The 22,515-nt window shown below is 56.1% G+C and carries 26 protein-coding genes and 1 tRNA gene; 8 read left to right on the top strand and 19 right to left on the bottom strand.

Going from position 1 to position 22,515, the window contains the following annotated elements; all coding sequences use genetic code 11:
* Nucleotides 1–116: 116 nt before the first annotated feature.
* Nucleotides 117–1,178, top strand: coding sequence for a protease SohB (gene sohB / locus AC5JQH_RS00215; protein ID WP_008171694.1), 1,062 nt, complete (start codon nt 117–119; stop codon nt 1,176–1,178).
* 23 nt (nt 1,179–1,201) lie between these two features.
* Nucleotides 1,202–2,200 (top strand): YhdH/YhfP family quinone oxidoreductase, encoded by a 999-nt coding sequence (locus AC5JQH_RS00210; protein ID WP_008171691.1) that lies wholly within the window; start codon nt 1,202–1,204, stop codon nt 2,198–2,200.
* 74 nt (nt 2,201–2,274) lie between these two features.
* On the opposite strand, the gene AC5JQH_RS00205 is transcribed toward AC5JQH_RS00210, so the two are convergent.
* The 4 genes from AC5JQH_RS00205 to metH all read right to left on the bottom strand — a co-directional run bounded on the left by AC5JQH_RS00205 (nt 2,275) and on the right by metH (nt 8,755).
* Nucleotides 2,275–2,781, bottom strand: coding sequence for a DUF934 domain-containing protein (locus AC5JQH_RS00205; protein ID WP_008171689.1), 507 nt, complete (start codon nt 2,779–2,781; stop codon nt 2,275–2,277).
* Nucleotides 2,774–4,426, bottom strand: coding sequence for a nitrite/sulfite reductase (locus AC5JQH_RS00200; protein WP_008171688.1), 1,653 nt, complete (start codon nt 4,424–4,426; stop codon nt 2,774–2,776). The genes AC5JQH_RS00205 and AC5JQH_RS00200 overlap by 8 nt, the downstream gene beginning before the upstream one ends.
* 360 nt (nt 4,427–4,786) lie before the next feature.
* Entirely contained in the window at nt 4,787–5,023 is a 237-nt protein-coding gene (locus AC5JQH_RS00195) for a DUF2970 domain-containing protein (protein ID WP_349518624.1), read from the bottom strand.
* Between the two features lie 33 nt (nt 5,024–5,056).
* Nucleotides 5,057–8,755: a methionine synthase gene (gene metH, locus AC5JQH_RS00190; protein WP_493805123.1), complete on the bottom strand. Its 3,699-nt coding sequence runs from the start codon at nt 8,753–8,755 to the stop codon at nt 5,057–5,059.
* Nucleotides 8,756–8,987: 232 nt separating this feature from the next.
* Between metH and nfuA the strand changes: the two genes are divergently transcribed.
* The 3 genes from nfuA to AC5JQH_RS00175 all read left to right on the top strand — a co-directional run bounded on the left by nfuA (nt 8,988) and on the right by AC5JQH_RS00175 (nt 11,404).
* Nucleotides 8,988–9,575, top strand: a complete 588-nt coding sequence (gene nfuA / locus AC5JQH_RS00185; RefSeq protein ID WP_493805122.1) for a Fe-S biogenesis protein NfuA — start codon at nt 8,988–8,990, stop codon at nt 9,573–9,575.
* Nucleotides 9,576–9,827: 252 nt separating this feature from the next.
* Nucleotides 9,828–10,994 carry a hypothetical protein gene (locus AC5JQH_RS00180; RefSeq protein WP_039881901.1) on the top strand — a complete coding sequence of 389 codons (1,167 nt, stop codon included), beginning with the start codon at nt 9,828–9,830 and terminating at the stop codon, nt 10,992–10,994.
* Between the two features lie 41 nt (nt 10,995–11,035).
* Entirely contained in the window at nt 11,036–11,404 is a 369-nt protein-coding gene (locus AC5JQH_RS00175) for a hypothetical protein (protein ID WP_008171682.1), read from the top strand.
* Here AC5JQH_RS00175 and AC5JQH_RS00170 read toward each other — a convergent pair.
* The 5 genes from AC5JQH_RS00170 to AC5JQH_RS00150 all read right to left on the bottom strand — a co-directional run bounded on the left by AC5JQH_RS00170 (nt 11,391) and on the right by AC5JQH_RS00150 (nt 13,570).
* Nucleotides 11,391–11,717, bottom strand: a complete 327-nt coding sequence (locus AC5JQH_RS00170; RefSeq protein ID WP_008171680.1) for a TusE/DsrC/DsvC family sulfur relay protein — start codon at nt 11,715–11,717, stop codon at nt 11,391–11,393. The genes AC5JQH_RS00175 and AC5JQH_RS00170 overlap by 14 nt on opposite strands.
* Nucleotides 11,718–11,720: 3 nt before the next feature.
* Nucleotides 11,721–12,005, bottom strand: coding sequence for a sulfurtransferase complex subunit TusB (tusB, locus tag AC5JQH_RS00165; RefSeq protein ID WP_008171678.1), 285 nt, complete (start codon nt 12,003–12,005; stop codon nt 11,721–11,723).
* Nucleotides 12,006–12,010: 5 nt separating this feature from the next.
* A complete protein-coding gene (locus AC5JQH_RS00160; RefSeq protein WP_008171676.1) occupies nt 12,011–12,361 on the bottom strand; it encodes a DsrE family protein in 351 nt (116 codons plus the stop codon).
* Nucleotides 12,362–12,363: 2 nt separating this feature from the next.
* Nucleotides 12,364–12,768, bottom strand: a complete 405-nt coding sequence (gene tusD, locus AC5JQH_RS00155) for a sulfurtransferase complex subunit TusD (RefSeq protein ID WP_273069904.1) — start codon at nt 12,766–12,768, stop codon at nt 12,364–12,366.
* 103 nt (nt 12,769–12,871) lie between these two features.
* On the bottom strand, nt 12,872–13,570 hold the full coding sequence (locus tag AC5JQH_RS00150; protein ID WP_014577154.1) for a Bax inhibitor-1/YccA family protein: 699 nt from the start codon (nt 13,568–13,570) through the stop codon (nt 12,872–12,874).
* Nucleotides 13,571–13,781: 211 nt separating this feature from the next.
* On the opposite strand from AC5JQH_RS00150, the gene AC5JQH_RS00145 reads away from it, so the two are divergent.
* Together AC5JQH_RS00145 and AC5JQH_RS00140 are read left to right on the top strand one after the other, a co-directional pair.
* A tRNA-Ser gene (locus tag AC5JQH_RS00145) sits at nt 13,782–13,872 on the top strand.
* A gap of 138 nt (nt 13,873–14,010) precedes the next feature.
* A complete protein-coding gene (locus tag AC5JQH_RS00140; RefSeq protein WP_008171673.1) occupies nt 14,011–14,229 on the top strand; it encodes a hypothetical protein in 219 nt (72 codons plus the stop codon).
* Between the two features lie 29 nt (nt 14,230–14,258).
* Here AC5JQH_RS00140 and hemH read toward each other — a convergent pair whose 3' ends face one another.
* The 4 genes from hemH to AC5JQH_RS00120 form a co-directional block, all read right to left on the bottom strand.
* On the bottom strand, nt 14,259–15,368 hold the full coding sequence (gene hemH / locus AC5JQH_RS00135; RefSeq protein WP_493805121.1) for a ferrochelatase: 1,110 nt from the start codon (nt 15,366–15,368) through the stop codon (nt 14,259–14,261).
* Between the two features lie 37 nt (nt 15,369–15,405).
* Complete coding sequence (locus tag AC5JQH_RS00130) at nt 15,406–15,837, bottom strand: protein tyrosine phosphatase family protein (RefSeq protein WP_008171670.1); 432 nt, start codon at nt 15,835–15,837, stop codon at nt 15,406–15,408.
* Nucleotides 15,838–15,934: 97 nt separating this feature from the next.
* Entirely contained in the window at nt 15,935–16,360 is a 426-nt protein-coding gene (locus AC5JQH_RS00125; protein ID WP_008171667.1) for a YeeE/YedE family protein, read from the bottom strand.
* A 4-nt stretch (nt 16,361–16,364) separates the two neighbouring features.
* Nucleotides 16,365–16,802 carry a YeeE/YedE family protein gene (locus AC5JQH_RS00120; RefSeq protein WP_008171666.1) on the bottom strand — a complete coding sequence of 146 codons (438 nt, stop codon included), beginning with the start codon at nt 16,800–16,802 and terminating at the stop codon, nt 16,365–16,367.
* A 346-nt stretch (nt 16,803–17,148) separates the two neighbouring features.
* On the opposite strand from AC5JQH_RS00120, the gene AC5JQH_RS00115 reads away from it, so the two are divergent.
* Nucleotides 17,149–17,562: a phasin family protein gene (locus AC5JQH_RS00115; RefSeq protein WP_008171665.1), complete on the top strand. Its 414-nt coding sequence runs from the start codon at nt 17,149–17,151 to the stop codon at nt 17,560–17,562.
* 9 nt (nt 17,563–17,571) lie between these two features.
* On the opposite strand, the gene AC5JQH_RS00110 is transcribed toward AC5JQH_RS00115, so the two are convergent.
* The 6 genes from AC5JQH_RS00110 to AC5JQH_RS00085 all read right to left on the bottom strand — a co-directional run bounded on the left by AC5JQH_RS00110 (nt 17,572) and on the right by AC5JQH_RS00085 (nt 22,515).
* Entirely contained in the window at nt 17,572–18,201 is a 630-nt protein-coding gene (locus AC5JQH_RS00110) for a TetR/AcrR family transcriptional regulator (RefSeq protein WP_493805120.1), read from the bottom strand.
* 18 nt (nt 18,202–18,219) lie between these two features.
* The gene (gene xthA, locus AC5JQH_RS00105) at nt 18,220–19,032 is read right to left on the bottom strand and encodes an exodeoxyribonuclease III (protein WP_008171663.1); all 813 of its coding nucleotides are present in this window, start codon (nt 19,030–19,032) and stop codon (nt 18,220–18,222) included.
* A gap of 81 nt (nt 19,033–19,113) precedes the next feature.
* A complete protein-coding gene (locus AC5JQH_RS00100; protein ID WP_493790889.1) occupies nt 19,114–19,854 on the bottom strand; it encodes a hypothetical protein in 741 nt (246 codons plus the stop codon).
* A complete protein-coding gene (locus tag AC5JQH_RS00095; RefSeq protein ID WP_053115357.1) occupies nt 19,851–20,372 on the bottom strand; it encodes a DUF2878 domain-containing protein in 522 nt (173 codons plus the stop codon). Before AC5JQH_RS00095 ends, AC5JQH_RS00100 begins: the two co-directional genes overlap by 4 nt.
* Nucleotides 20,369–21,643: a class I SAM-dependent methyltransferase gene (locus tag AC5JQH_RS00090; protein ID WP_493805119.1), complete on the bottom strand. Its 1,275-nt coding sequence runs from the start codon at nt 21,641–21,643 to the stop codon at nt 20,369–20,371. The genes AC5JQH_RS00095 and AC5JQH_RS00090 overlap by 4 nt, the downstream gene beginning before the upstream one ends.
* The gene (locus tag AC5JQH_RS00085) at nt 21,631–22,515 is read right to left on the bottom strand and encodes a DUF1365 domain-containing protein (protein ID WP_062784245.1); all 885 of its coding nucleotides are present in this window, start codon (nt 22,513–22,515) and stop codon (nt 21,631–21,633) included. Before AC5JQH_RS00085 ends, AC5JQH_RS00090 begins: the two co-directional genes overlap by 13 nt.

The following is a 22,515-nucleotide window of genomic DNA, read 5'->3' as shown; positions in this document are numbered from 1 at the left end:
AGTGGTCGGCCCTGTCAAGATCGATCGAACGCTTGTTTTAATTTTTTTGCTCTCCTTATCACCATAAATTCGGTAAGTTACACTCTTGTTCCCGCACACTGAGTTGGAGAAGCACTTTGGAGTTCCTGACAGAATACGGTTTGTTTTTGGCCAAGATCGTTACTTTCGTGGTGGCGGCCCTGGTAGTGATCTCTGTCATCATGTCCGCGGCCCAGAAGGATCGGGGCGATCATGAGGGCGAGGGAGAACTCAAGATCCGGAAACTCAACGAGAAATACGAAAAGCTGCGTGAATCGATTCAGTCACGGCTGATGTCTGATCACCAAAGAAAGGTGTTCCAGAAGGCCCGGAAAAAGGCTCAGAAGGCGGAGAAGAAAGCGGCCAAGGCCGCGAAGAATACCGATGAGCAGGATGACAGTCGTGGTCGCGTCTATGTTCTGGATTTCGACGGCGATATCAAAGCCAGCGACACAGATCCGCTTCGCAGGGCAATTACTGCGGTGCTGAGTATTGCCGATCCGGAAAAAGACGAAGTGGTTATCCGCCTCGAAAGCGGTGGTGGGCTGGTTCATTCCTATGGCCTTGCGGCCGCCCAGCTGGACCGGATTCGCAGCAAGGGTCTTCGCCTCACCGCCTGCGTTGACAAGGTGGCGGCCAGTGGAGGCTACATGATGGCCTGCGTCGCAGACAGGATCGTTGCTTCGCCCTTTGCCATCCTGGGCTCGATCGGTGTGGTTGCCCAGCTTCCGAATTTCCATCGTTTCCTCAAGAAGAACGACGTGGACTTCGAGGTGCTCACCGCTGGAGAGCACAAACGCACCATGACTATATTTGGTGAAAACACCGATAAAGGCCGACAGAAATTTCTGGAAGATCTTGAAGACACTCACGGTCTTTTCAAAGAGTATGTCAGCGAACGCCGGCCGGACCTGGACATTGCAGCCGTTGCCAATGGAGATATCTGGTTTGGCAAGCGAGCGCTCGAAGTGAAACTGATCGACGAGATCAAGACCTCCGACGAATATCTCATTGAAGCCTGCGACCGGGCAGACGTAGTCTCAGTGGCATATCAGCGCAAGCGGACCCTTCCGGAAAAACTCGGATTGGCCACCAGTTCGGCGCTTGAACACACTGTCTGGAAAGTCCTGGGCGCCTTCCGCAACCAGAAGTTCCAGTAGACCACCGAAAGCGGAGAAGAATGATGACCACCAATTCCGAATTCAAGGCCTGGCGCGTTGAAGAGCAGAACGGCGAGTATGTCGGTGCGGAGAAATCTTTGAGTACTGCCGACCTTCCTGATGGTGACGTCCTGATACGGGTAAGCCACTCTTCTCTCAACTACAAGGATGCGCTGTCGGCTTCCGGCAATAAGGGCGTTACCCGTTCCTTTCCCCATACCCCGGGTATTGATGCAGCAGGAGAGGTCGTCGATTCCGCCACTGGCAACCCCTCGAACGGCAGTCCGGTTATCGTGACCGGGTACGACCTGGGCATGAATACAGACGGCGGTTTTGGCGAATACATCCGCGTACCTGCCGCCTGGTGTGTTCCCATGCCGGAAGGATGGAACGCTCGTACCGCTATGATCTATGGCACCGCCGGCCTCACCGCCGGTCTCTGTGTTCAGAAGCTTCTGACTATGGGCGCCAAGCCGGAGCAGGGCAAAGTCGCTGTTTCAGGAGCCTCCGGTGCCGTTGGCACCGTTGCGGTGGAACTGCTTGCCAAACTTGGGTTCGACGTCGTCGCCATAAGCGGCAAGGCCGACCATGCAGACGATCTCAAAGCTCTTGGGGCTAAAGAAGTTGTGGGTCGTGAAACCCTGGCCGAGGATAAGAAACCCCTCGTTAAACCGGCATTTGCGAACGCTGTCGATACGGTGGGTGGTAGCCCATTGGCCGAACTGCTCAAGCAGATCAAGCCTGGTGGCTCAGTATCCTGTTGTGGTCTCGTAGCCGGTCCGGGCCTTCAGACCACCGTGCTGCCGTTTATCCTGCGAGGCGTGAATCTGCTGGGTGTCGATTCGGTAGAGATTCCCCTGCCAGAGAAAGAAGCGGTATGGAAGAAATTCGCCGGGGAGTGGGCGTGTCCGAAGACCGAAGCGTCTGCCCGGGATATCGGTCGCAGTGAGCTGGATGGGGCGCTGAAGGCGTTCTTGAAAGGTGAATCAGCCGGCAAGATTGTCCTGGATCACTCTAAATAAGAAGCGACTCCAACCGATAAGATGGAATAGAAGAGAGGGAAAAGCCCCTCTCTTCGTACTCTAAAGCTTCATAACTAGGAGGCCCGACGCCGGAACAGCGGGATCTCCGTATCGGTCGCGGCCTGGTAGCCCTGGCTGAAGAAGTTCAGGCACCGCGCAGCTTTGTTGATGTCCTTGTCAGCCCGAAGGACATAAGCATCGAATCCGCAGCGCTTCATGAACTGCAGCTGATCCAGCAACACGTCTCCAATCGCCCGAAGCTCATTCTTGTAGCCGAAACGTTCACGCAGTAGCCGGCCAATGCTGTAACCACGCCCGTCACTGAACTTCGGAAAATTCACAGCAATTACCGGCAGTTCGTTCACCCGACCGTCCAGAATCTCCGGCTCGTCGTGGCTGTCGAACCACACGCCAATCTCCTGCCGTCCGGTAAAATGCTCATAGCCTGCCAGCCAGAGATCCGCAGGGATTAACGCCGGCTGGTCGGCCGGAATATCCAGCGATTCGCCCTCGGCGGGGCGGGGCACCACTACCCAGTTGTCCTGGCGGATGCTGCCATCCGGAGAAATAACGTTAGGCATAAACCCGCTCCTTGAATGGATCAATTCCTACGCGGCGATAGGTGTCGAGGAAGGTTTCCTCTTCCGTGCGCTTGTCCACGTAGACATCAATGATCTTTGAAATCACCTTGGGCATCTCATCCCGTGCAAAGGAAGGCCCCAGAATCTTGCCGATTGAGGCATCATGATGGGACGACCCGCCCAGACTGATTTGATAGAACTCCTGGCCTTTCTTGTCGACACCGAGAACACCAATGTTGCCGACGTGGTGGTGGCCGCAGGCATTCATGCAGCCGGAAATGTTCAGATCGATATTGCCCAGGTCGTACAGATAATCCAGATCATCGAACTGCCGCTGGATGGCCTCGGCCACCGGGATGGACTTGGCATTGGCCAGGGCGCAGTAATCACCGCCGGGGCAGCAGATAACATCAGTCAGGGTGTTCAGGTTCGCGGTACCGAAACCCATGGGCGTAATCGCCTGCCACAGTTCAAACAGCCGATCCTGGCGCACATCGGCCAGCACCACGTTCTGTTGGTGAGTGACCCGGATTTCACCGAAGCTGAACTCGTCTGCCAGATCGGCAATCTGTTCAAGCTGCTTGTCACTGACATCGCCAGGAGGAGTGCCGGTTTTCTTCATCGTCAGGGAGACGATGGCATAGCCTGCCTTCTTGTGGGTGTCCACGTTGTGGGTCAGCCACTGGTCAAAGCCCCGGTTCTCAAACCGCTGGCTGGCCAGCAGGTCCGTGGCATTGTCGATAGCTGCGTAATCCGGTTCGGTAAAGTAGCCCTGGATGCGTTGAATCGCCTCGGGCGTCAGCCGGGTCGGGGATTCCTTGATATGCTGCCACTCTGCTTCCACTTTTTCAGCAAAGCCCTCAGGGGTCAGAGCCTTCACCAGAATCTTGATCCGGGCCTTGAACTTGTTGTCGCGCCGACCGTATCGGTTATAGACGCGAAGCACGGCCTCCAGGTAGGTCAAAAGATCCAGTTCCGGCAGGAAATCGCGAATTACCGGCCCGACCATGGGCGTACGGCCAAGACCACCGCCCACGTGTACCCGGAAACCGAGATCGCCGGCCTCGTTGCGTACCATCTGAAGCCCGATGTCGTGCACCTGGATGGCGGCTCGATCGGTTTGCTCGGAAGCGTTCACGGCAACCTTGAATTTCCGCGGCAGGAAGGCAAATTCCGGATGGAACGTGGACCACTGGCGAATGATTTCGCAGTAGGGCCGCGGATCCGCAATCTCGTCCGACTGAACACCGGAGAACTGGTCTGTGGTGGTATTACGAATGCAGTTGCCGCTGGTCTGGTTGGCGTGCATTTCCACTTCAGCGAGTTCCGCAAGAATGTCGGGAACGTCTTCCAGCGCCGGCCAGTTAAGCTGAACATTCTGGCGGGTGGTGAAGTGCGCATAGCCTTTGTCGTAGTCCCGGGTGATTCGCGCAAGCCGGCGAAGCTGGTCTGAGCGCATCATGCCGTAAGGAACACAGATCCTGAGCATGGGGGCAAGACGCTGAACGTACAGGCCGTTCTGCAGGCGAAGGGGAAGAAACTCGTCTTCAGCCAATTCTCCGGCCAGCGCTCTTTCTGTCTGGTCACGGAACTGGGCAACCCTCTCGGCAGCCATTTGCCGATCGTGTTCATCATATACGTACATAGTGGGAAGATCCTGCTTGAAAGCGACATATCCAGGCCGACGGCCTTATATCTGACGGGAAGGATAACAGCGGGTTTTTATTCTTAAAATGATTATTTCAAAATATGTTTATCGACTCAGGCGATAAGCAGAAGGAACAAGGGACTGGACGAATATCAATTAACTGCTTAACTTGGAGGATGACGTTAGCAGTGTGCGCTGCTGCCGTGATAACAAGAAAAACACGAGACAAAAACTCGGAAAGAGGAACAGACATGAAAAAGACCGCACGTTCTGACAGTCAGGCCGATGCCGTTGCCGCAGTTCTGCTGGTGGTTCTTGCCGTGGCTTTCGCGGTGGTCTGGGTAGCTGGCCAGTAGTCTACTGGCTCGCCAGGACCAGATTTACAATAACGATCAGGCCTACAACAAAGCTGGCTGTGAACAGAATGCCGGCAATGATGTAAGGCCAGGGGCTATGGCTTGAAAAGTCCTCTTCCCGGCGCTTGTCGGACTGAACTCCGAACGCGCCTGCGAGTATGCTTTGCATGACTTTCAATACGCCAGGTCCACGCGGCTTTCTTTCTTCCCGTTTTTCCGCTTCTGAAGATTCAGTCATACATCCGCCCCTGATCTGTGCTTCACCCGAAGCTTACTCTGCCGGATCGTACGCCAGGCTTGGCGCAAGCCAGCGTTCTGCCTCGGCCTTGGAAATGCCTTTGCGTTCAGCATAGTCCTCAACCTGGTCAGCGCCAATTTTCCCTACTGCAAAATACTTGGATTCCGGATGCGCAAAGTACCAGCCGGAGACGGCAGCGGTCGGGAACATGGCAAAGTGCTCGGTCAACTCAATGCCTGCGGTATCAGTGGCCTCAAGCAAACTGAACAAGGTTGCCTTCTCCGTGTGGTCCGGGCACGCCGGGTAACCAGGCGCCGGACGTATGCCGCGGTACCTTTCCTTGATCAGGTCATCGTTGGCCAGCTTTTCATCAGCGGCATAGCCCCAGAACTCCTGGCGAACCCGCTCGTGCATCCGCTCGGCGAAAGCCTCTGCCAGGCGGTCGGCCAACGCCTTCACCATAATCGCGTTATAGTCGTCGTTGGCATCCTTGAACTCTACCGAGAATTCTTCTGCACCAATGCCGGTGGTGACCGCGAAGCCGCCCACGTAGTCCACGGTGCCGGAGCCTTCAGGCGCAACAAAATCCGATAGCGCCATCATGGGTTTGCCCGGTGCCTTTTCATCCTGCTGACGGAGGTGATGCAGGGTAGTCAGCTCCTCGGTGCAGGATTCGTCCGTGTAAAGCACAACATCGTCACCGCGGCGGTTGGCTGGCCAGAAACCGATGACGCCACGGGCAGAGACCCGCTTTTCATCAATCATCCGGTGCAGAATCTTCTGGGCATCGTCAAAGAGGTGGCGGGCAGCCTCGCCACGCTTCGGGTCATCAAAAATGGCCGGGTACTTGCCAGAAATATCCCAGGACATGAAGAACGGCGTCCAGTCGATGTAGTCCACCAGCTCGTTGAGGTCATATTCCTCGAACACCCGGATGCCGGTGAAAGCCGGCTTTGGAGGCTGATAGCCTTCGAAGGAGATGTCGGGGGCACGATCACGAGCTTCCTTCAGGGAAACCAGCTTGGTGCGGTCACCCCGGTTCTTGCGGCGCTCGCGGATTTCGTCATATTCCGTACGGGCGGCTTCCACAAACTCGGGCTTCGCATTCTTGCTCAGAAGCTGGGATGCGACGTTCACGCAGCGGGATGCGTCCGACACGTACAGCGCGATGTCGTTCTTGTACTGGGGCTCGATTTTTACCGCGGTATGCGCCTTGGAAGTTGTTGCGCCACCGATCATCAGCGGAATGTTGAAATCGAGTCGTTGCATCTCGCGAGCCACGTGGACCATTTCGTCCAGAGACGGTGTAATCAGACCGCTCAGACCAATAAGGTCGACATCGTGTTCTTTTGCAGCAGCGAGGATCTTGTCGCAGGGCACCATCACACCCAGGTCAATCACCTCATAGTTGTTGCATTGCAGGACCACACCCACGATGTTCTTGCCGATATCATGGACATCGCCCTTTACCGTGGCCATCAGGATCTTGCCCTTGGCTTTCTGGTCTTCCGTTTTCTCCGCTTCGATGTAGGGAATCAGGTGTGCAACCGCCTGTTTCATGACGCGGGCGCTTTTGACCACCTGGGGCAGGAACATCTTGCCATCGCCGAAGAGGTCTCCGACCACGTTCATGCCATCCATCAATGGGCCCTCAATGACCTCAATGGGATGTGTGGCTCTCTGGCGGCAGGCTTCGGTATCGTCCACGATATAGGTAGTAATGCCTTTGACCAGTGCATGTTCCAGGCGCTTCTCCACCGGCCATTCACGCCAGGCCAGGTCTTCCTCCTGGGTTTTGCCGCCTTTGCCTTTGTAGCGTTCGGCGATCTCAAGGAGCCGGTCGGTGGAATCATCACGGCGGTTCAGGACAACATCTTCCACCAGCTCTTTGAGCTCTGGGTCGATTTCATCGTAGATCACCAGCTGGCCGGGGTTCACGATGCCCATGTTCATCCCCGCCTTGATGGCGTGGTAGAGGAACACCGAGTGGATGGCTTCACGGACTACATCATTGCCGCGGAAAGAGAAGGACACGTTGCTCACGCCGCCGGAAATTGAGGCGTGGGGCAGGTTTTCCCGAATCCAGCGGGTGGCGTTGATGAAATCCACCGCGTAGTTGTTGTGTTCCTCGATGCCTGTGGCAATGGCAAAGATGTTCGGATCAAAAATGATATCCGCCGGGTTGAAGCCGATGTCGGTCAACACGTCGTAAGAGCGCTTGCAGATCTCGGTCTTGCGCTCGTAGGTGTCTGCCTGGCCCTGTTCGTCGAAGGCCATTACCACCACGGCGGCGCCATAGCGCATGCAATCTCTGGCGCGCTTGACGAACTCCTCTTCGCCTTCCTTGAGACTGATGGAGTTCACAACCGCCTTGCCCTGGATGCAGCGCAATCCTGCTTCGATCACATCCCATTTGGAGGAGTCGATCATGATCGGCACCCGGGAGATATCCGGCTCGGAGGCGACGAGGTTCAGGAAGGTGACCATCACCTCTTTCGACTCCAGCATGCCCTCATCCATGTTGATGTCGATGATCTGGGCACCGTTTTCCACCTGATCACGGGCGACGCTGAGGGCCTCTTCGTATTGCTCTTCCTTGATCAGACGCAGGAAGCGCTTGGAGCCGGTGACGTTGGTCCGCTCACCCACGTTGATAAACAGAACATTGTCGTCGCCTGTGAACGGCTCAAGGCCAGAAAGACGCAACGCTTTCGGGCGTTCGGGAATCTTCCGGGGCGGGTACTTGGACACCGCCTGGGCGATGGCTTCGATGTGATCCGGCCGGGAGCCACAGCAGCCACCGATGATGTTCAGAAAACCGTCACGGGCGAAGCCTTCGATGATCTCGGCCATTTCCTCGGGTGTCTGATCGTATTCACCAAACTCGTTGGGAAGGCCGGCATTCGGGTGGGCGCTGACATAGGTTTCCGCCTTTGCAGATAGCTCTTCCGCATAAGGGCGCAGGGCGTCGGCCCCCAGTGCGCAGTTCAGGCCAACGGATATGGGTTTGGCGTGGGCCACCGAATTCCAGAAAGCCTCGGTGGTCTGACCGGAAAGGGTTCGGCCGGAGGCATCGGTAATGGTGCCGGAAATCATGATCGGCAGGGTGATGCCGCTGTCCTCAAAATACTGCTGAGTGGCGTAGATCGCCGCTTTCGCGTTCAGCGTATCGAAAATGGTTTCAATCAGGATCAGGTCGCAGCCGCCTTCGACCAGGCCTCCTACCGCTTCGTAGTAGTTATCGACCAGGGTCTGGAAATCGACATTGCGGTAGCCCGGGTTATTGACATCCGGTGAGATGGAGGCGGTCCGCGATGTCGGCCCGACGGCACCGGCAACAAATCGCGGCTTTTCCGGGTTTTTCGCGGTGTACTCATCCGCGATCTGCCGGGCCAGTTCGGCTGCGGCCACGTTCAGTTCCCTGGCAATCGCTTCCAGCCCATAGTCCGCCTGGGAAAGCTGGGTGGAGTTAAAGGTGTTGGTCTCGATAATGTCTGCGCCGGCGTCCAGGTAGTCCGCGTGGATGTTGCGGAGCAGGGCGGGCTGGGTCAGGTTCAGCAGGTCATTATTGCCCTGAACTTCCCGCTCGTAGTCGGCAAACCGATCGCCACGGAACGCCTTCTCGTCCAGCTTGAGATTCTGGATCATGGTGCCCATGCCGCCATCAAGGATCACGATGCGTTCCTGCAGGGCCTTGTGGAGCTGGTCGAGACGGGTGGTGCGATCGGTCATAGGTTTACTTCCGGATGTCGTTAAAAACGCGGTATTAAAATCAATGGCGCGGGATCATAGCAAAATTGCCCGAGCCCGTCTTAGTACGAATGACGATTATCAATTGCCTACTGCAAATACCTGCCAATACGGGAAATTCATTACCTTCGTAAAGCCCGACTATTTTACTTGGTCTTTCATGTTCCCGCGAACTCCCTTAAACTGAATCCAAACTTTCAAACGGGTTGAAAACATGGCTCAGGTTACTGTGACAGATCCCGCTCGGGATTATCTTGCACAACTTATCGAAAAACAGGACGTGGAAGGCATGGGCGTACGTATCTTCGTGACCCAGCCCGGCACCAAAAACGCCGAAACCTGTCTGGCCTACTGCCCGCCTAACGAAGTAGTACCGACGGACGAGCAGGTAGATCTGGACAAGTTCATCCTGTATCTGGACCACAATTCCGTGCCCTTCCTCGAAGAGGCCTACGTGGATTACTCCAAGGACCAGATGGGTGGGCAGCTCACCATCAAGGCACCAAACGCAAAAGTGCCCAAGATTGATGACGACGCACCTCTGCCGGATCGGGTGAACTACATACTCGCTTCCGAGATCAATCCGAATCTGGCCGCCCATGGCGGCGAGGTGTCCCTTGTGGAGATCGTCAACGAATCCGTGGCCGTGCTGCGTTTCGGTGGCGGTTGCCAGGGTTGCTCGGCAGTCAGCCTGACCCTGAAGCAGGGCGTGGAATCAACCTTGAAAGAGCGGGTTCCGGAAATCACTGCAGTGCGTGATGTGACCGACCACTCCTACACCGAAAACGCCTACTACCAGTAAGTCCTTCCTGCCCGGTTTGCCGCGCCCTGCGGGGCGCGGCATCTATTCGGCCTGCCGCATTACCGCTTTCGCCATGGCTGCTCGGCCAATGTTGTGACATTTCAATTACTTCATCATTTGTCGCATACACAGCAACTGCAGGCAGGTACTATCCTGTCTGTCCGTTAACGGCATTATCACCGCCTAAAAACGGATTACACTCTTCTACCGGGGTCAAACTTGTTCGACGTTGCGCTTCTGTCAGTGCCTCTTATGGCGGCTGTTGTTGGTTGGCTGACCAACTGGCTGGCCATCCAGATGTCCTTCTATCCGGTGCAGTTCATCGGGGTGGGGCTGATAGGGTGGCAGGGCGTTATTCCCCGCAAAGCGGAAAAGATGGCGCATATCTGCATCGACAGGACGCTTCGGCAGTTCGGCGACCTCAACGCTGTCTACCAGAAGCTTGAACCGCAGCGCATCGTTGAGCAGGTGATTTCCCAGGTGACCCCGCGGATGGATGAGTACATCGATGAGGTTATGTACGAAATCCAGCCGGTCCTTTGGGACAACCTTCCGTTATTTGTCAGAAACCGGATTTATCAGTGGGCCCGTGAACAGCTGCCCTCCAGGGTAGAGGAGCTGGTGGAGGACTTTGGTGACGATCTGGACGAGTTGGTCGACCTCAAGGCTCTGCTCAGCCGCGAACTCGAAAAACATCCGGACATGATGAACCGGATTTTCCAGCAAGCCGGTGCGGTGGAGCTTCAGTCTGTGATCAACCGAGGTGCGGTTATCGGAGGCATTCTTGGCGCTCTCCTTGTGCCCTTATGGACCCGCTATCCGGAGCCCTGGCTGCTGCCGCTGGGCGGCTTCGTGGTCGGTTTCGTGACCAACTGGATTGCCATCAACCTGATTTTCGCGCCGCTCAAGCCCCGACGAATCCTGTTTTGGAAGGTTCAGGGTTTGTTTTTGCGCAGGCAGCCAGAAATCAGTGATGTCTGGGCCAGGCTGGTGGCGGAGGAACTGATTACTGTAGAGAAGGTTGCCGACGCCATGATCAACGGCAGCCACGGTGACAGAACCCGTGCGATTATCCAGAAACACCTTCGCCCCTTACTGGACAACTCTGTCATCATGAAGCTGACGGCGCAGGTCACCGTTGGTATGACGGGTTACACCGAGCTCAAGAAAGCCATGAACCAGAAGGCGGTACTGGCTACGCGTGACGTGTTCAGTGACCCGGCTTTTAACCGTGAGCGGGCACCTGTGGTAGCCGAAGTTCTGTCCGGCCAGATGAAAGCGCTGAAACCCGATGAATTCCAGGACATCCTGCGCCCTGCGTTCCGGGAAGAAGAGGTCCAGTTGATGATTGTGGGCGGTATTTTTGGTGCCCTGGCAGGGTTACTCCAGTTCGTTTCCCTGAACTATCTGAATTTCTAGCCGGAATGAATCCCGTTATCGGGAGTACAAGGAGGAAGGCCATGCCTTTTTGGCTAACACTGACAATCCAGATTCTTGCAACCGTTGGCGCCGTGCTTGTCACTCTCTGGGGGTTCTGGCGTTTCGTGGTCCGTCCATACCTCGATGCCAGGGTGGCGGAACTGATTGAGGCCGGCCGGGAAATCGAACCGGCGGTGACTCGCGGTGTAAAAAAGGGTGTGGCAGATACCATCCGGGAACTGCCAGAAAGCGCCCTTGACGGCACCGTTAAAGAATCGACCCGCCAGTTCCTGAAATTTGGCTCTGGCCTGTTTGAGAACGGCCTGAGCAGCTTCCTTGGCAGTGCAGCGGACCTGGAACGCAACAGGCAGAAGGACGGCGCTGCCTCAAAGGACTCTAAAGACAGTTAGTTGGCCTTGGCAGCCCCGCAATCCTGCAGGCGGTCTTTGCAGGGGTGCCGGGAAACAGCTGCATCAGGTAGATGCTGTTCCCCTTATCCTCGCCGAGCGCTTCTTTGACCGCCTTCACAAACAGGCGATTAGAGGGTGGCGACATTTCATGCTCTTTATAAAAAGATCTAAGAAACTTTATGATTTCCCAGTGTTTTTCTGTGAGATCCACGTCGTCCTCGGCAGCGATGGCCGTCGCGACACCTTCGGTCCACGTCTGGGCGTCTTCAAGAAAGCCTTCGTTGTTTCGTTGTGGCATTGCATTACTGACCATGGTTTACCAACTGATTACCCGTTGTGCCTGCAATGAAAGCGTTACCATCTCCGCAAAGTCCACAGAACTGACGTTGCCGCTCAGATCTCCCAGTCCGCGCGCCTCGACGTCCGGAATGAGCGCAAAGACCTTGCTGGCGCCCGGCAGAAGGTTCCCGCGTGCCAGCAACAGCACGCCGTTGCCGGTCAGAAGAAGGCCGTCTTCTGCAGACATCATTTCAACGCACCGCGCGGCCCGGGGATGATCGGGGGATTTGTTCAATATGTGCAATGTCTGGATGTCAGTCATCTGAGCTAACCTGCAAATGCGGTGTGGTCATAGTCAGTGAGGAGATCGGCATCAGCATCTACCAGGGTGACGCCTTCAATCAGCGAATGCTCATCGAGGCCGTAGGCAATACAGGCAGCCCGATCAGCCAGGATCGCGTCCATGCCGAATATCGGTGCTGCAGCGAGATTCTTCTCCACAGACTTCTGTTCAATGCCTCCGGCGTGCTGAGTCTGTCTCAGCCAGTTAACGCCAGGCCCGGTGAATAGCAGGGATGCCGACTGGTCGAAGGCTGCCAGCGAAAACGCCATATCCAGTGCTTCCCGTCCGGTCCACGCGCCGTAGGGAGGCTGGTCAATCATGATCAGTGTGGTCATGGTCAGTCTCCAGCGTGGAAATAAAGCGTGCGCGTGGATTTGATTCGCCCCTCGACCCATTCTCCGAGGCCAGCGATTTCAAACGGGGCCCGAAGATTGGCCGAAGGCAATTCATAGCGTTTCTGTTCGGTTTCGTTGACGAGGCCACGACGCAGCGCGGAGGCAATGCATGCCACACCGGGAATCTTGTGCTGAGTCAGAAACCGGGACCATTCGTCTGGCCAGTGGATTTCGTCAGACGGCGGCGCGCAGAGCGCAGAGGCCAAATGGACCCCGTCACCGTAGAGGAACACCCGGTCAATCTGATGGCCAGCATCTACCGCTGCCTTCGCAAAGCCGAGAGCAGTCTGGGGCGCCTGAGACGAGTAGGGCGCGCCAGTAATTACCAGGGTAAAGGTTTCGGACATGGTTCCTGTTCGTTATAAGTCTGCAAGACAATGACTTTCAGTTTACCGAAAGCAAAAACCCCGGCAACTGCCGGGGTTTCGAAGCGGCTGATTCAGCCTGGTATCAATCTTCGCCACTGAACGCAGACAGCAGGTGCAGCAGGCTGACGAACAGGTTGTAGATGGATACATACAGACCAACAGTGGCGATGACGTAGTTACGCTCACCACCCTTGATGATCTGGCTGGTCTCGAACAGGATCATGATCGAAGCAAAGATCGTGAAGCCGGCGGACACTGCCAGATGCAGAACAGAGCTCTCCATCAGGAAGGCCAGAAGCATGGCACCGATCAGTACAAACGCACCAGCGGTCAGGAAGCTGGACATGAAGCTGAAGTCTTTCTTGGTGATGATGGCCGTGGCAGACAGACCAACAAACGCAACTGCGGTCAGTGTCAGCGCCTGGGCGACAATCGAGGAAGCGCCGGCAGCTACGAAGGCGCCAATGATCGGACCCAGGGTGTATCCCATGAACCCGGTCAGGGCGAAGGTAGTCACGATGCCCCAGGGGCTGTTTTTCAACTTATAGGTTGCGAACAGCAGCCCAATGTATCCCACGATGGTGATCAGGAAGCCCGGGTGGGTTCCGTTCATGTTCAGGAATGCTGTCAGCGCCGAAAAGGCGAGTGTCATGCCAAGCAGCATATAGGTGTTGCGCAACACCTTCATCGCATCATCGCTGATGCCTGTGGTCGCGCGCTCCGTCTGGGGAGTCGAATAGGCTCCCTGAGAGTTCTGAACGCCGAATCGTCTGTCTTCCATTGTCATCTCCGTTTATAACGACTGGATACTGGTTCCCATAATAGTGTCAGATACGCAACTTTCAATCATTTACGACAGGAAAACGTCTTCCGGATTCCATTAAAAACCGTTAATGTTGAAAAATGCGGCGGGTTTTATGCAGAGCGTTGACAGCACAGGCAATTCCGGTATCATGCTCACCGCTGTCGCAATGACGGCGAATGGAAAAACCGGTGGGCTGGCAGAGTGGCTGAATGCAGCGGTCTTGAAAACCGCCGAAGGTTAGTAGCCTTCCCGGGGTTCGAATCCCTGGCCCACCGCCATTTTTCCTCTTACCTTTCTTTCTTCCGAATCTCCTGTTCCCCACGTGATATTTCCCGTCATAACGACGTGGTTATCCCTACTTGGTTTGAAGCCAGTTAACCCTCATTATCCTTGCACAGAGACTATGAGAGGGTGTTATGGGCGAATTTCAGAATCATCAAACATCTGATACCGGTTCGGCCGAACGCCGGAACCGCAAGTTTTCCGTGTCCGCAAATCGGGGCAGGGCGAGCCATAAGGTGCGTTATGTGGAGGCTGGCGGCGCCGCCGTTGATACGGGCGAATGCACGTTCTGTCAGTCTGTACCGGATCTTTCAGAGGGCTTTGAAGGCAAGGAGGGAAACCGGGGCAGCTGACGCAGCCCCGGCTATAACTCGGGGGCGGATCAGAGATCCCGGCCCGGATAGATTGCTTCTTTCTGCTCGGCTGCCCGCTGCTGGCGAGCTGCCAGAGCCTCTGGCTCGTTCTTTGGCACCTGCCAGCCTTCCAGATTTTCCTCGATCAGTTTTACCAGGGCTTCGATGTGCCCGGGTGTGGCGTTCAGCGCTGTGATGTAGCTGAACCCTTCACCGCCGGCCTCCATGAAGTACTCACGGTTTTCTTCGTCGATTTCCTCAATGGTTTCGAGGCAATCGGATGAAAAGCCGGGGCAGAATACGTCGATGGATTTGACGCCTTTGCCTGGCAGGGACTTCAGGGTTTCATCCGTGTAGGGCTTGAGCCACTCTTCCTTGCCAAAGCGGGATTGGAACGTGGTCATGTAGTCCTCTTTGCTCAGGCCCAGCCGCTCAGCCAGCAGGCGAGACGTTTTGTGGCACTCGCAGTGATAAGGATCGCCCTTGGTCAGGTACTTGAGCGGCACGCCATGGTAGGAAAATACCAGCTTCTGGTTGCGTCCATGGTTGGCCCAGTGCGCCTCGATATGGCGCGCCATGGCTTCAATGTACGGAGGATAATCCGGGTAGTGAGAAATGAAACGGAAATCGGGCAGCCAGCGCCGTTTCGAGAAATCCTTGGCAATGGCATCGAAGGTGGAGGCCGAGGTCGACGCGGAGTATTGGGGGTAAAGTGGCAGAACCAGCAGTTTCCGTACGCCCTGTTCCTGCATCTCATCAAGAACCCGGGAAATTGAGGGGTTGCCGTAGCGCATCGCAAAGCCGACGACCACGTTAGGGCAGTACTTGCGCTTGAGTGCCTCTCGGATACCCTCAGCCTGCTTTGCAGTGTGCAGCAGCAGGGGAGAGCCCTCCGGCTGCCAGACGCTTGAGTAAGCCTCTGCGCTTCGCTTGGGACGAATTCTCAGGATCACACCGTGAAGGATCAGCCACCAGAGCGGCCGCGGCAATTCGACCACCCGGGGGTCCGAGAGAAATTCAGCCAGGTAGCGACGGAGGGCCGAGGTTGTTGGCGCATCCGGTGTCCCCAGGTTGGTAACCAGCACTCCCAATCGGTCAGACTGGTTGTGGCTGAAATTCTCTGAACCTTTGTATTGCATGCGGTAGATCCTGAACGTTGGTTAGGCGGTGGCAGTGTCAGCCTTTGTCGGCGGCCTGCTGCGCCATTCTTGGTGCAAGGCCGGAAATGTCGTAACCGGCGTTGCGTGCTTTGGTAAAAATCTCATCGGCTGATGTGTTTCTGGCCGCGCTCAGAGCCCAGAGCACGGTGCAGCGGGTCCCGGAACGACAGAATGCCAGTACGGGTTTTTCGGCGTCCCGGATCATCGGCGCGAAGCGGTTTACGTCGTCGTCAGTGATGTTTCCCGACTCCACCGGCATGTATACCCACTCAAGGCCCTGTTCCCTGGCGGCGGCTTCAATATCCGCCATGGCAGGCTGGCCCGGCTCTTCGTGGTCAGGGCGATTTGCTACGAGAGTCTTGAACCCCAGCTTCGCGGCTTCTGCCACGTCTTCAATGGAAATCTGCGGGGCTACCGAAATGTTGTCGTCGATTTTTCTGATATCCATGGATGTCGTTCTCCGAATCGGGTGGTGGAGCTGCCGCCATGATCGCACAGCCCCCGGGCTGTGTCAGAATGGCGGCGGGTAAATTTACAGAAAATACTTACACTTTCGCACGGTTGCGCTCAATGACTTCGAAAATGCCCATGCCCGCAACCATGGCCGCAACAAACACCGCCGCCTTGGTTTCACCGGCACCGAGCGCGACCAGTCCCGGCCCGGGGCAGAAGCCGGCGATACCCCAGCCAACGCCGAACATAAGACCCCCGAGTACCAATCGTTTATCGATATGGGCACTGGTGGGCATTTTCATGTGGAACCCGAGGAAGGAAAGGGTGCGCTTGCGGGCAACAGCAAACGCGACCACACCCACCATGATGGCGCCGCCCATCACAAACGCCAGTGAAGGATCCCAAAGGCCTGCGATATCAAGGAAGCCGAGCACCTTTTCAGGATTGGCCATGCCGGAAACGATAAGCCCCATTCCGAAGACAAGGCCAGCAAACAGAGAAGCAAGAGAAAATTTCATGGCGTCACACCCCCATCAGGTGACGAATCACGTACACGGTGACAAATCCGGCAGCCATGAAGCTCATCGTGACTGCCAGCGAGCGCAGCGATAGGCGGGACAGACCGCAAACCCCGTGTCCACTGGTACAGCCGGAACCATATCGGGTGCCGATCCCCACCAACAGCCCCGCAACAATGAGCGCGGGATAGCCGGCCTCGATTTCGATAGGGGGAAGCTCTGTAGCCAGTACCCAGACTGCCGGTGCACCAATCAGTCCGGCAAGGAACGCAACGCGCCAGGCAATATCGCCTTTTGCCGGTGAAAGAAGTCCGCCAAGAATGCCACTGATGCCTGCAATCCGCCCGTTGAGAAGCAGAAAGCTGGCGGCAGCTATGCCCACCAGTATGCCACCCGCCAACGCTGACCAGGGGGTGAAGTTACTCCACGCAATTTCAATCATCTGATACTCCGAATTTTATAGACTTTCATTTTGGAATAAGCATATATCTTGGGGCAATAATAACAAAAAAAAGCCCGGCAAAGGATGCCGGGCAGAGGCGTGCGAGTAGTATCCATGAAAGACTTCCAGACAAACCGGCATCAGCAGGGACGCCGGTATTGGGAAGTATTGACTATATTTTGAACACTTCAAGCGAGACTCACTTTCGTTTGAAAACATTTTTTCATATCGGATGCGTCTTTATACTGCCGCCTTTCGTTGCGCGGGTTCCAGGCCGACTGAAATCCGGGCCAAGCTGTAATACAATGGCGGTTAGAAAGAACTATCCGCACTCCCGAGGTTGTACATGTCTGACGAGAACGACAATAAGCCGGAGAATGATCCGCAACTGGCGGCAAAAATCAAGGGTTCAGCCCGCCAGATCTGGCTGGCCGGGTTGGGCGCCTATACCAAAGCCGAGGAAGATACTGGCCGTTTCTTCGAGCGTCTTGTGCAGGAAGGTGAGCAGCTCGAGAACAAAACCCGGGGCGTCGTCGAAAAGCAGATCAAGTCCGTGGAAGATCGGGTTGAAGGGGTTCGGGAGCGAGCCACTGGCACCTGGGATCGGCTTGAGCACATGTTTGATGAACGGGTGTCCGGTGCCCTGAGACGTCTGGGCATACATCGCCGTGAAGAAATCGAATCTATGGAGCGGCGTATTGAAGCCCTTGAATCAGAACTTGCCCGCCTGCGGAAACGTGCCGGTGACGACGAAGAATAACGTTACGGCTCAGAGATAATCCCGGCTCATCAGCCGGGCTTCCTCCCGGTCGGCCGGCGCAAGGTAGGGCAGCACCAGGTGCATCATCTGGTAAACACCCCGCCCCGGATCCACTGCCTCCCGGTCATCCAGGTGAGAGAGCGTATCGAAAGCACTCCAATAACAGGCGGTTAGCGTCAACTGCTCACAAAGAGGATCAAGCTCTTCCTGCTCAATCGCCATAATGCCCTGGCGTCGAAAGCTCTCGCAAATCGTCTTGAAAGCCAGTCTTTTCTTTTTCTGGATGCGCTTGAATCGTACCTGCAGCTGATCGTACCGGGACAACACGTTCACCAGATCCTGATAGAGGAACCGGTAGCGGGCTACGGTCTCGAACAGCAGGTGCAGAAAGAACCCCTGCTGGTCGAGGCTGATGTCGGCGTCTTCCGGAACCGCCAACAAGTCGACCATGTCGTGTTCGTACTGGTCGAAGATTTCCTCGACAATATCGCCTTTGCTCTTGAAGTGGTAATAGAGGTTACCCGGGCTGATATCCATCTCATCAGAGATCAGCAGGGTGGTGACATTGGGTTCGCCGACGGTGTTAAACAGCGCCAGGCTGGTCTGGAGTATACGGTCGCGGGTTTTGATTTTTTTCATATCGCGCCGGGCCAGCCCCTAGAGCTCGAAGCTCGCCCAGACCGGACAGTGGTCGGACGGCCTTTCCATGGCTCGAATGTCGTAGGAAACACCCGCTTTCCGGGCTTTGGGCAGCAGGCTGTCACTGGCCATGATCAGATCAATCCGCAGACCACGCTTGGGGTCTCGCTCGAAACCCTTGCTGCGGTAGTCAAACCAGCTGAAAGTGTCCGCTTCATCAGGATGAAGGTGCCGGAACACATCGGTATAACCGCGAGACTCGACCTGGCCCAGCCATTCCCGTTCCTCCGGGAGGAAAGAGCATTTACCGGTTCGTAGCCAGCGTTTGGCGTTGTCGGCGCCAATGCCAATGTCTTTATCGGTTGGAGAGATGTTCATATCCCCCATCACCACCACGTAGCCGCCCGCTTTCTTGAGCTCGTCCAGGTAACGCATCAGATCCCCGTAGAACTTCTCCTTGGCAGGAAACTTCACCGGATGGTCACGGCTTTCACCCTGGGGAAAATAGCCGTTGATCACCGTCAGCTTTTCGCCATTGACCGTGAAATGGCCGGTAATCAGCCTGCGCTGGGAATCCTCACCATCCCACGGGTAGCCTTTGACAACCTCCTCCGGCTCCGCTTTTGAGAGCAGGGCAACGCCATAGTGGGTTTTTTGCCCGTGGAAATGCACGTGGTAGCCAAGGTCCCGGATTGCTTCTACCGGAAAGTCGTCGTCCTGAACCTTGGTTTCCTGAAGGCCGATAAAATCCGGTGCGAGGGCGTCTATTACGGCTTCAAGCTGGTGCAGGCGGGTGCGGATACTGTTGACGTTGAAAGAGACGAACATCATTTCAAAATACTCTCCGGCGTTGATTCCCGTCGGAGTTTACCATACTGACCCCCGGGGTCTGCCTTGGCAGGGGCGACAGTTTCAGGGGGTCAGTTCACAATCCGGGGTGGTATTCACTTTATAGCGGATATGGGCGGTGTAGTTTTCATCCTGGTTTTTCCGGATATTGGTGAGGCCCAGATAGTCGGAAAGGGCACCCGAGTTGCTGTAACCCAGCACGATGGGGTCGACCAGGAAACGCAGCACCATGCCGGTAGGGCGTATCTGTACGACATGGTCAGCATTCACCCGGTCGTTCTCGACCCGTTCCAGAACGAAACCATAATGCTCGCCCCGGGTAGGTCCAAGAAACCGGAATTCAACCGGCTCGCCAGCCACAACACTCTGCCAATTCTGACGTACGAAGTTATCGAACCCGGCATCCACAAGGGTAGTTTCCGGGTATGTCACCTCGAATTGCTCTGAATCGCCGCCTGGCGTCTGCCAGTCGATCACCAAAGTGTCGGGTGCAGGGTAGGTGATCTGCATTTCTTCACTGAATGTCGGCTGAACGAAGTCTACGGACGGACGCAGTACTGAAACCTCGTATTCAAGGTCTTTGCGGGCGAATGACTCGTCCGCGTCCGGTTTGAAGTAGGTCACCTCGTGTTGCCGGGGCCGGAATACGCCTTCCTCACAGGTACCATCAACGGAATGGCGCTCTTCGTAAATGACGTTGCCGTCTCCCGTGCTTGCGGTACCGATGAAACTGAAATCTGCGGCCGCGGCCGGCCCTGCGACTGCCAACAGCGCCACGTAAACTGACCAGGTAGCGCGTTTCATCGAACCAGCTCCGGGTAAAGCGTTTTGCGGGCGAAAAGCAGCAGCGGGAAGACAACCAGCCAGCCAAACCCGAGTGCAATCAGCGATGGCAGCAAGTCTGGCAGCTGCACTGCACCGAGCTGGCTCGCCGACCAATAGGCGAAGGGGCCGGCAAAGGGCGCAAGTACGAAGGGCAGCCAGGCTTTCTTGCTGATCCAGTCGAGGGAATGGCTCAGAGTCGTCATGAAGATGGCCCAGATGGCGACAAGCCAAGGGGGAGTGAGCATCACTTGTCCGGAGCCGTCGTCCAGAATGCCGGTCCGGAACCAGATGCCGTCCAGAACTGAGCCGACGACGGTTCCCAGGCCGATGAACTGAAGCTCGGTCATCCGGTTCTGGCTGACCAGGACAAAATGCAGCACCAGAAATATCACCACGATCCCGGCGCCGATCAGCCCGGGATAAAACACGCAGGCAAACCAGCCTGCCTGGAACAGCAGGAAATTAAGAACGTTACGGGCAGTTTCGGAGGCGATCATACGCTCAAGATGTTCTCGCGTTTGTTGCCGGGCTTGGCGAACACCAGCTGCGCAACGCCAATGGCCCGCTCGCTGAAGCCCGCTTCACAATAGGCAAAGTAAAAGTGCCACAGGCGCCGGAATCCTTCGTCGTAACCCATCGACTCCAGCTTGTCCCGCTGGGCCATGAACCGGTCGCACCAGTCGTGAAGGGTCCTGGCATAGTGGAAGCCGGTATCCTCGGCATGGGTGAGTACCAGCTTGCTTTCTTTTCGAACCGATTCGAGGATGGCTCCGAAAGAGGGAATAAAGCTCCCCGGGAAGATAAATCGCTGGATAAAATCAACGTTTTTCAAAGCTCTCTGGTACCGCTGCTCCGGCATGTTAATGGCCTGCACCAGAGCCAACCCGTCGGGCTTCAACAGGGCGTTAATTTGGGAGAAATAGCTGTTGAGAAACTGAGGGCCAACGGCTTCAATCATCTCGATGGAAACAAGTTTGTCGAATTGCCCCTGGAGGTCCCGGTAATCGTCAAACAGTAGGGTAATCTGGTCCTCCAGCCCCTCTTTCTGGACCCGTTCTTTCGCGAGCTCCAGCTGCTCTCTGGAAATGGTCGTCGTGGTGACATGACAGCCATAGTGTTTGGCGGCATGGATCGCAAAGCCGCCCCAGCCGGTGCCGATTTCAATCACCTTGTCCCCGGGTTGGAGGTCCAGCTTCCGGCAGATGGTGTCCAGTTTGTGCACAGTCGCTTCTTCAAGGCTCGATTCGGCGCTGGGATAGATCGCCGACGAGTACATCATGGTTGGATCGAGGAATGTCTCGAACAGGTCATTGCCAAGATCGTAGTGGGCGCTGATGTTCTTTCGGGAGCCTTCCTTGGTGTTCCGGTTCAGCCAGTGCAGACCTTTGAGGGCAGGCTTGGTAACCCAGCTGAACCGGTCTTCAAACTCGTTCATGCGGTCGACGTTGCGGGTAAAGAACCGGAGCAGGGCAACCAGATCGGGGGTTGACCAATCACCAGCGACATACGCTTCCGCCGCGCCGACGCTTCCGCCAGTCAGAAGGTCCCTCCAGGTGCTGTGATCGTGGATAATCAGCTCTGCCGGCTGGTATTGGCTGTCGCCATCCCCGAATACCAGATCCTCGAATCCGGATTCCCGAACCGTCAGTTTGCCCTCGCCCAGCATACGGAGCTGTTGAATCACCAGGGTACGTGCGAAACGGCTGATAGCCGGCAGGCTGCCCGATTCGGATTTGGTGTTTTCAACCGAAGTATTCAGGTTCTCCATGAACTTACCCTTCCACGAATCTTGTCATTGGTCTCAGAGCTGGTGATATCCAGCCCGGAATCATCGTGCCCACGGCGGTAGGCGGTATCGTCCTCGGAAAGCTTATCGGGGTGGGTGTAGAACGGCGCACCTTTGAGCTTGAGGCGCAGGGCGTGCCAGTAAATACCTGCCACAACCTTGAATGCCTCGAGCGGAAACTTTCGAAGACTTCTGTGCACATCTTTACGAGTGAGAGGGGTACGTTGGACTACCAGAGTGGCATCAAAATGCTTGCGGCCCTCTTCCAGAACATTCATGTGAATTCTCAGATCAGGGCCCCGGAAACTGAATGTCCACTCGTAGTGCTGGTTCATGCCGTTGAACGGCGACACGTGAAAGCGTTTGCTAAAACCAAACTGTTCGGTGCGCCAGCCCGCCTGGTTCGGCTCTGCGCCGGTCGTCTCCAGGCAATAGGCATGACGGTCATGCCACGGGGTGTTGGTAATCTGGGCAACGATGACCTTTGGAACCACGCCATCCGCCGGGCACTCGCCGGCGCGGTAGCAGAAATAGAAGCTGACCGGATTGAACACGTAACCAAAGTAGCGCGGATGAGTAATCAGCTCGACTTCTCCATCCGGACGCCAGCCGGTGGCCCGTTCCACGTGGTCACGCACAGCCCCGGACAGGTCGCCTGTCTCCGGACGGAAGTAGTCCCTGCGCTTCAGAGACATCCAGTTGAAACGTTCCAGGGAAAATAGCGGGCTGATATCGGAAACCTGGTTCCACTCGTCGGTGTCCAGGGCCAGCATGCCGGTGCTGTAGCTGAATTCGTGTTGCACCGGGTACTTCCGCCTGTGCCGGACAGTACCCTCCAGCCATTGGCTGTTCAC

The sequence above is a fragment of the Marinobacter sp. H13 genome (assembly GCF_059072335.1).
This window is presented reverse-complemented; position numbering and strand designations above follow the sequence as displayed.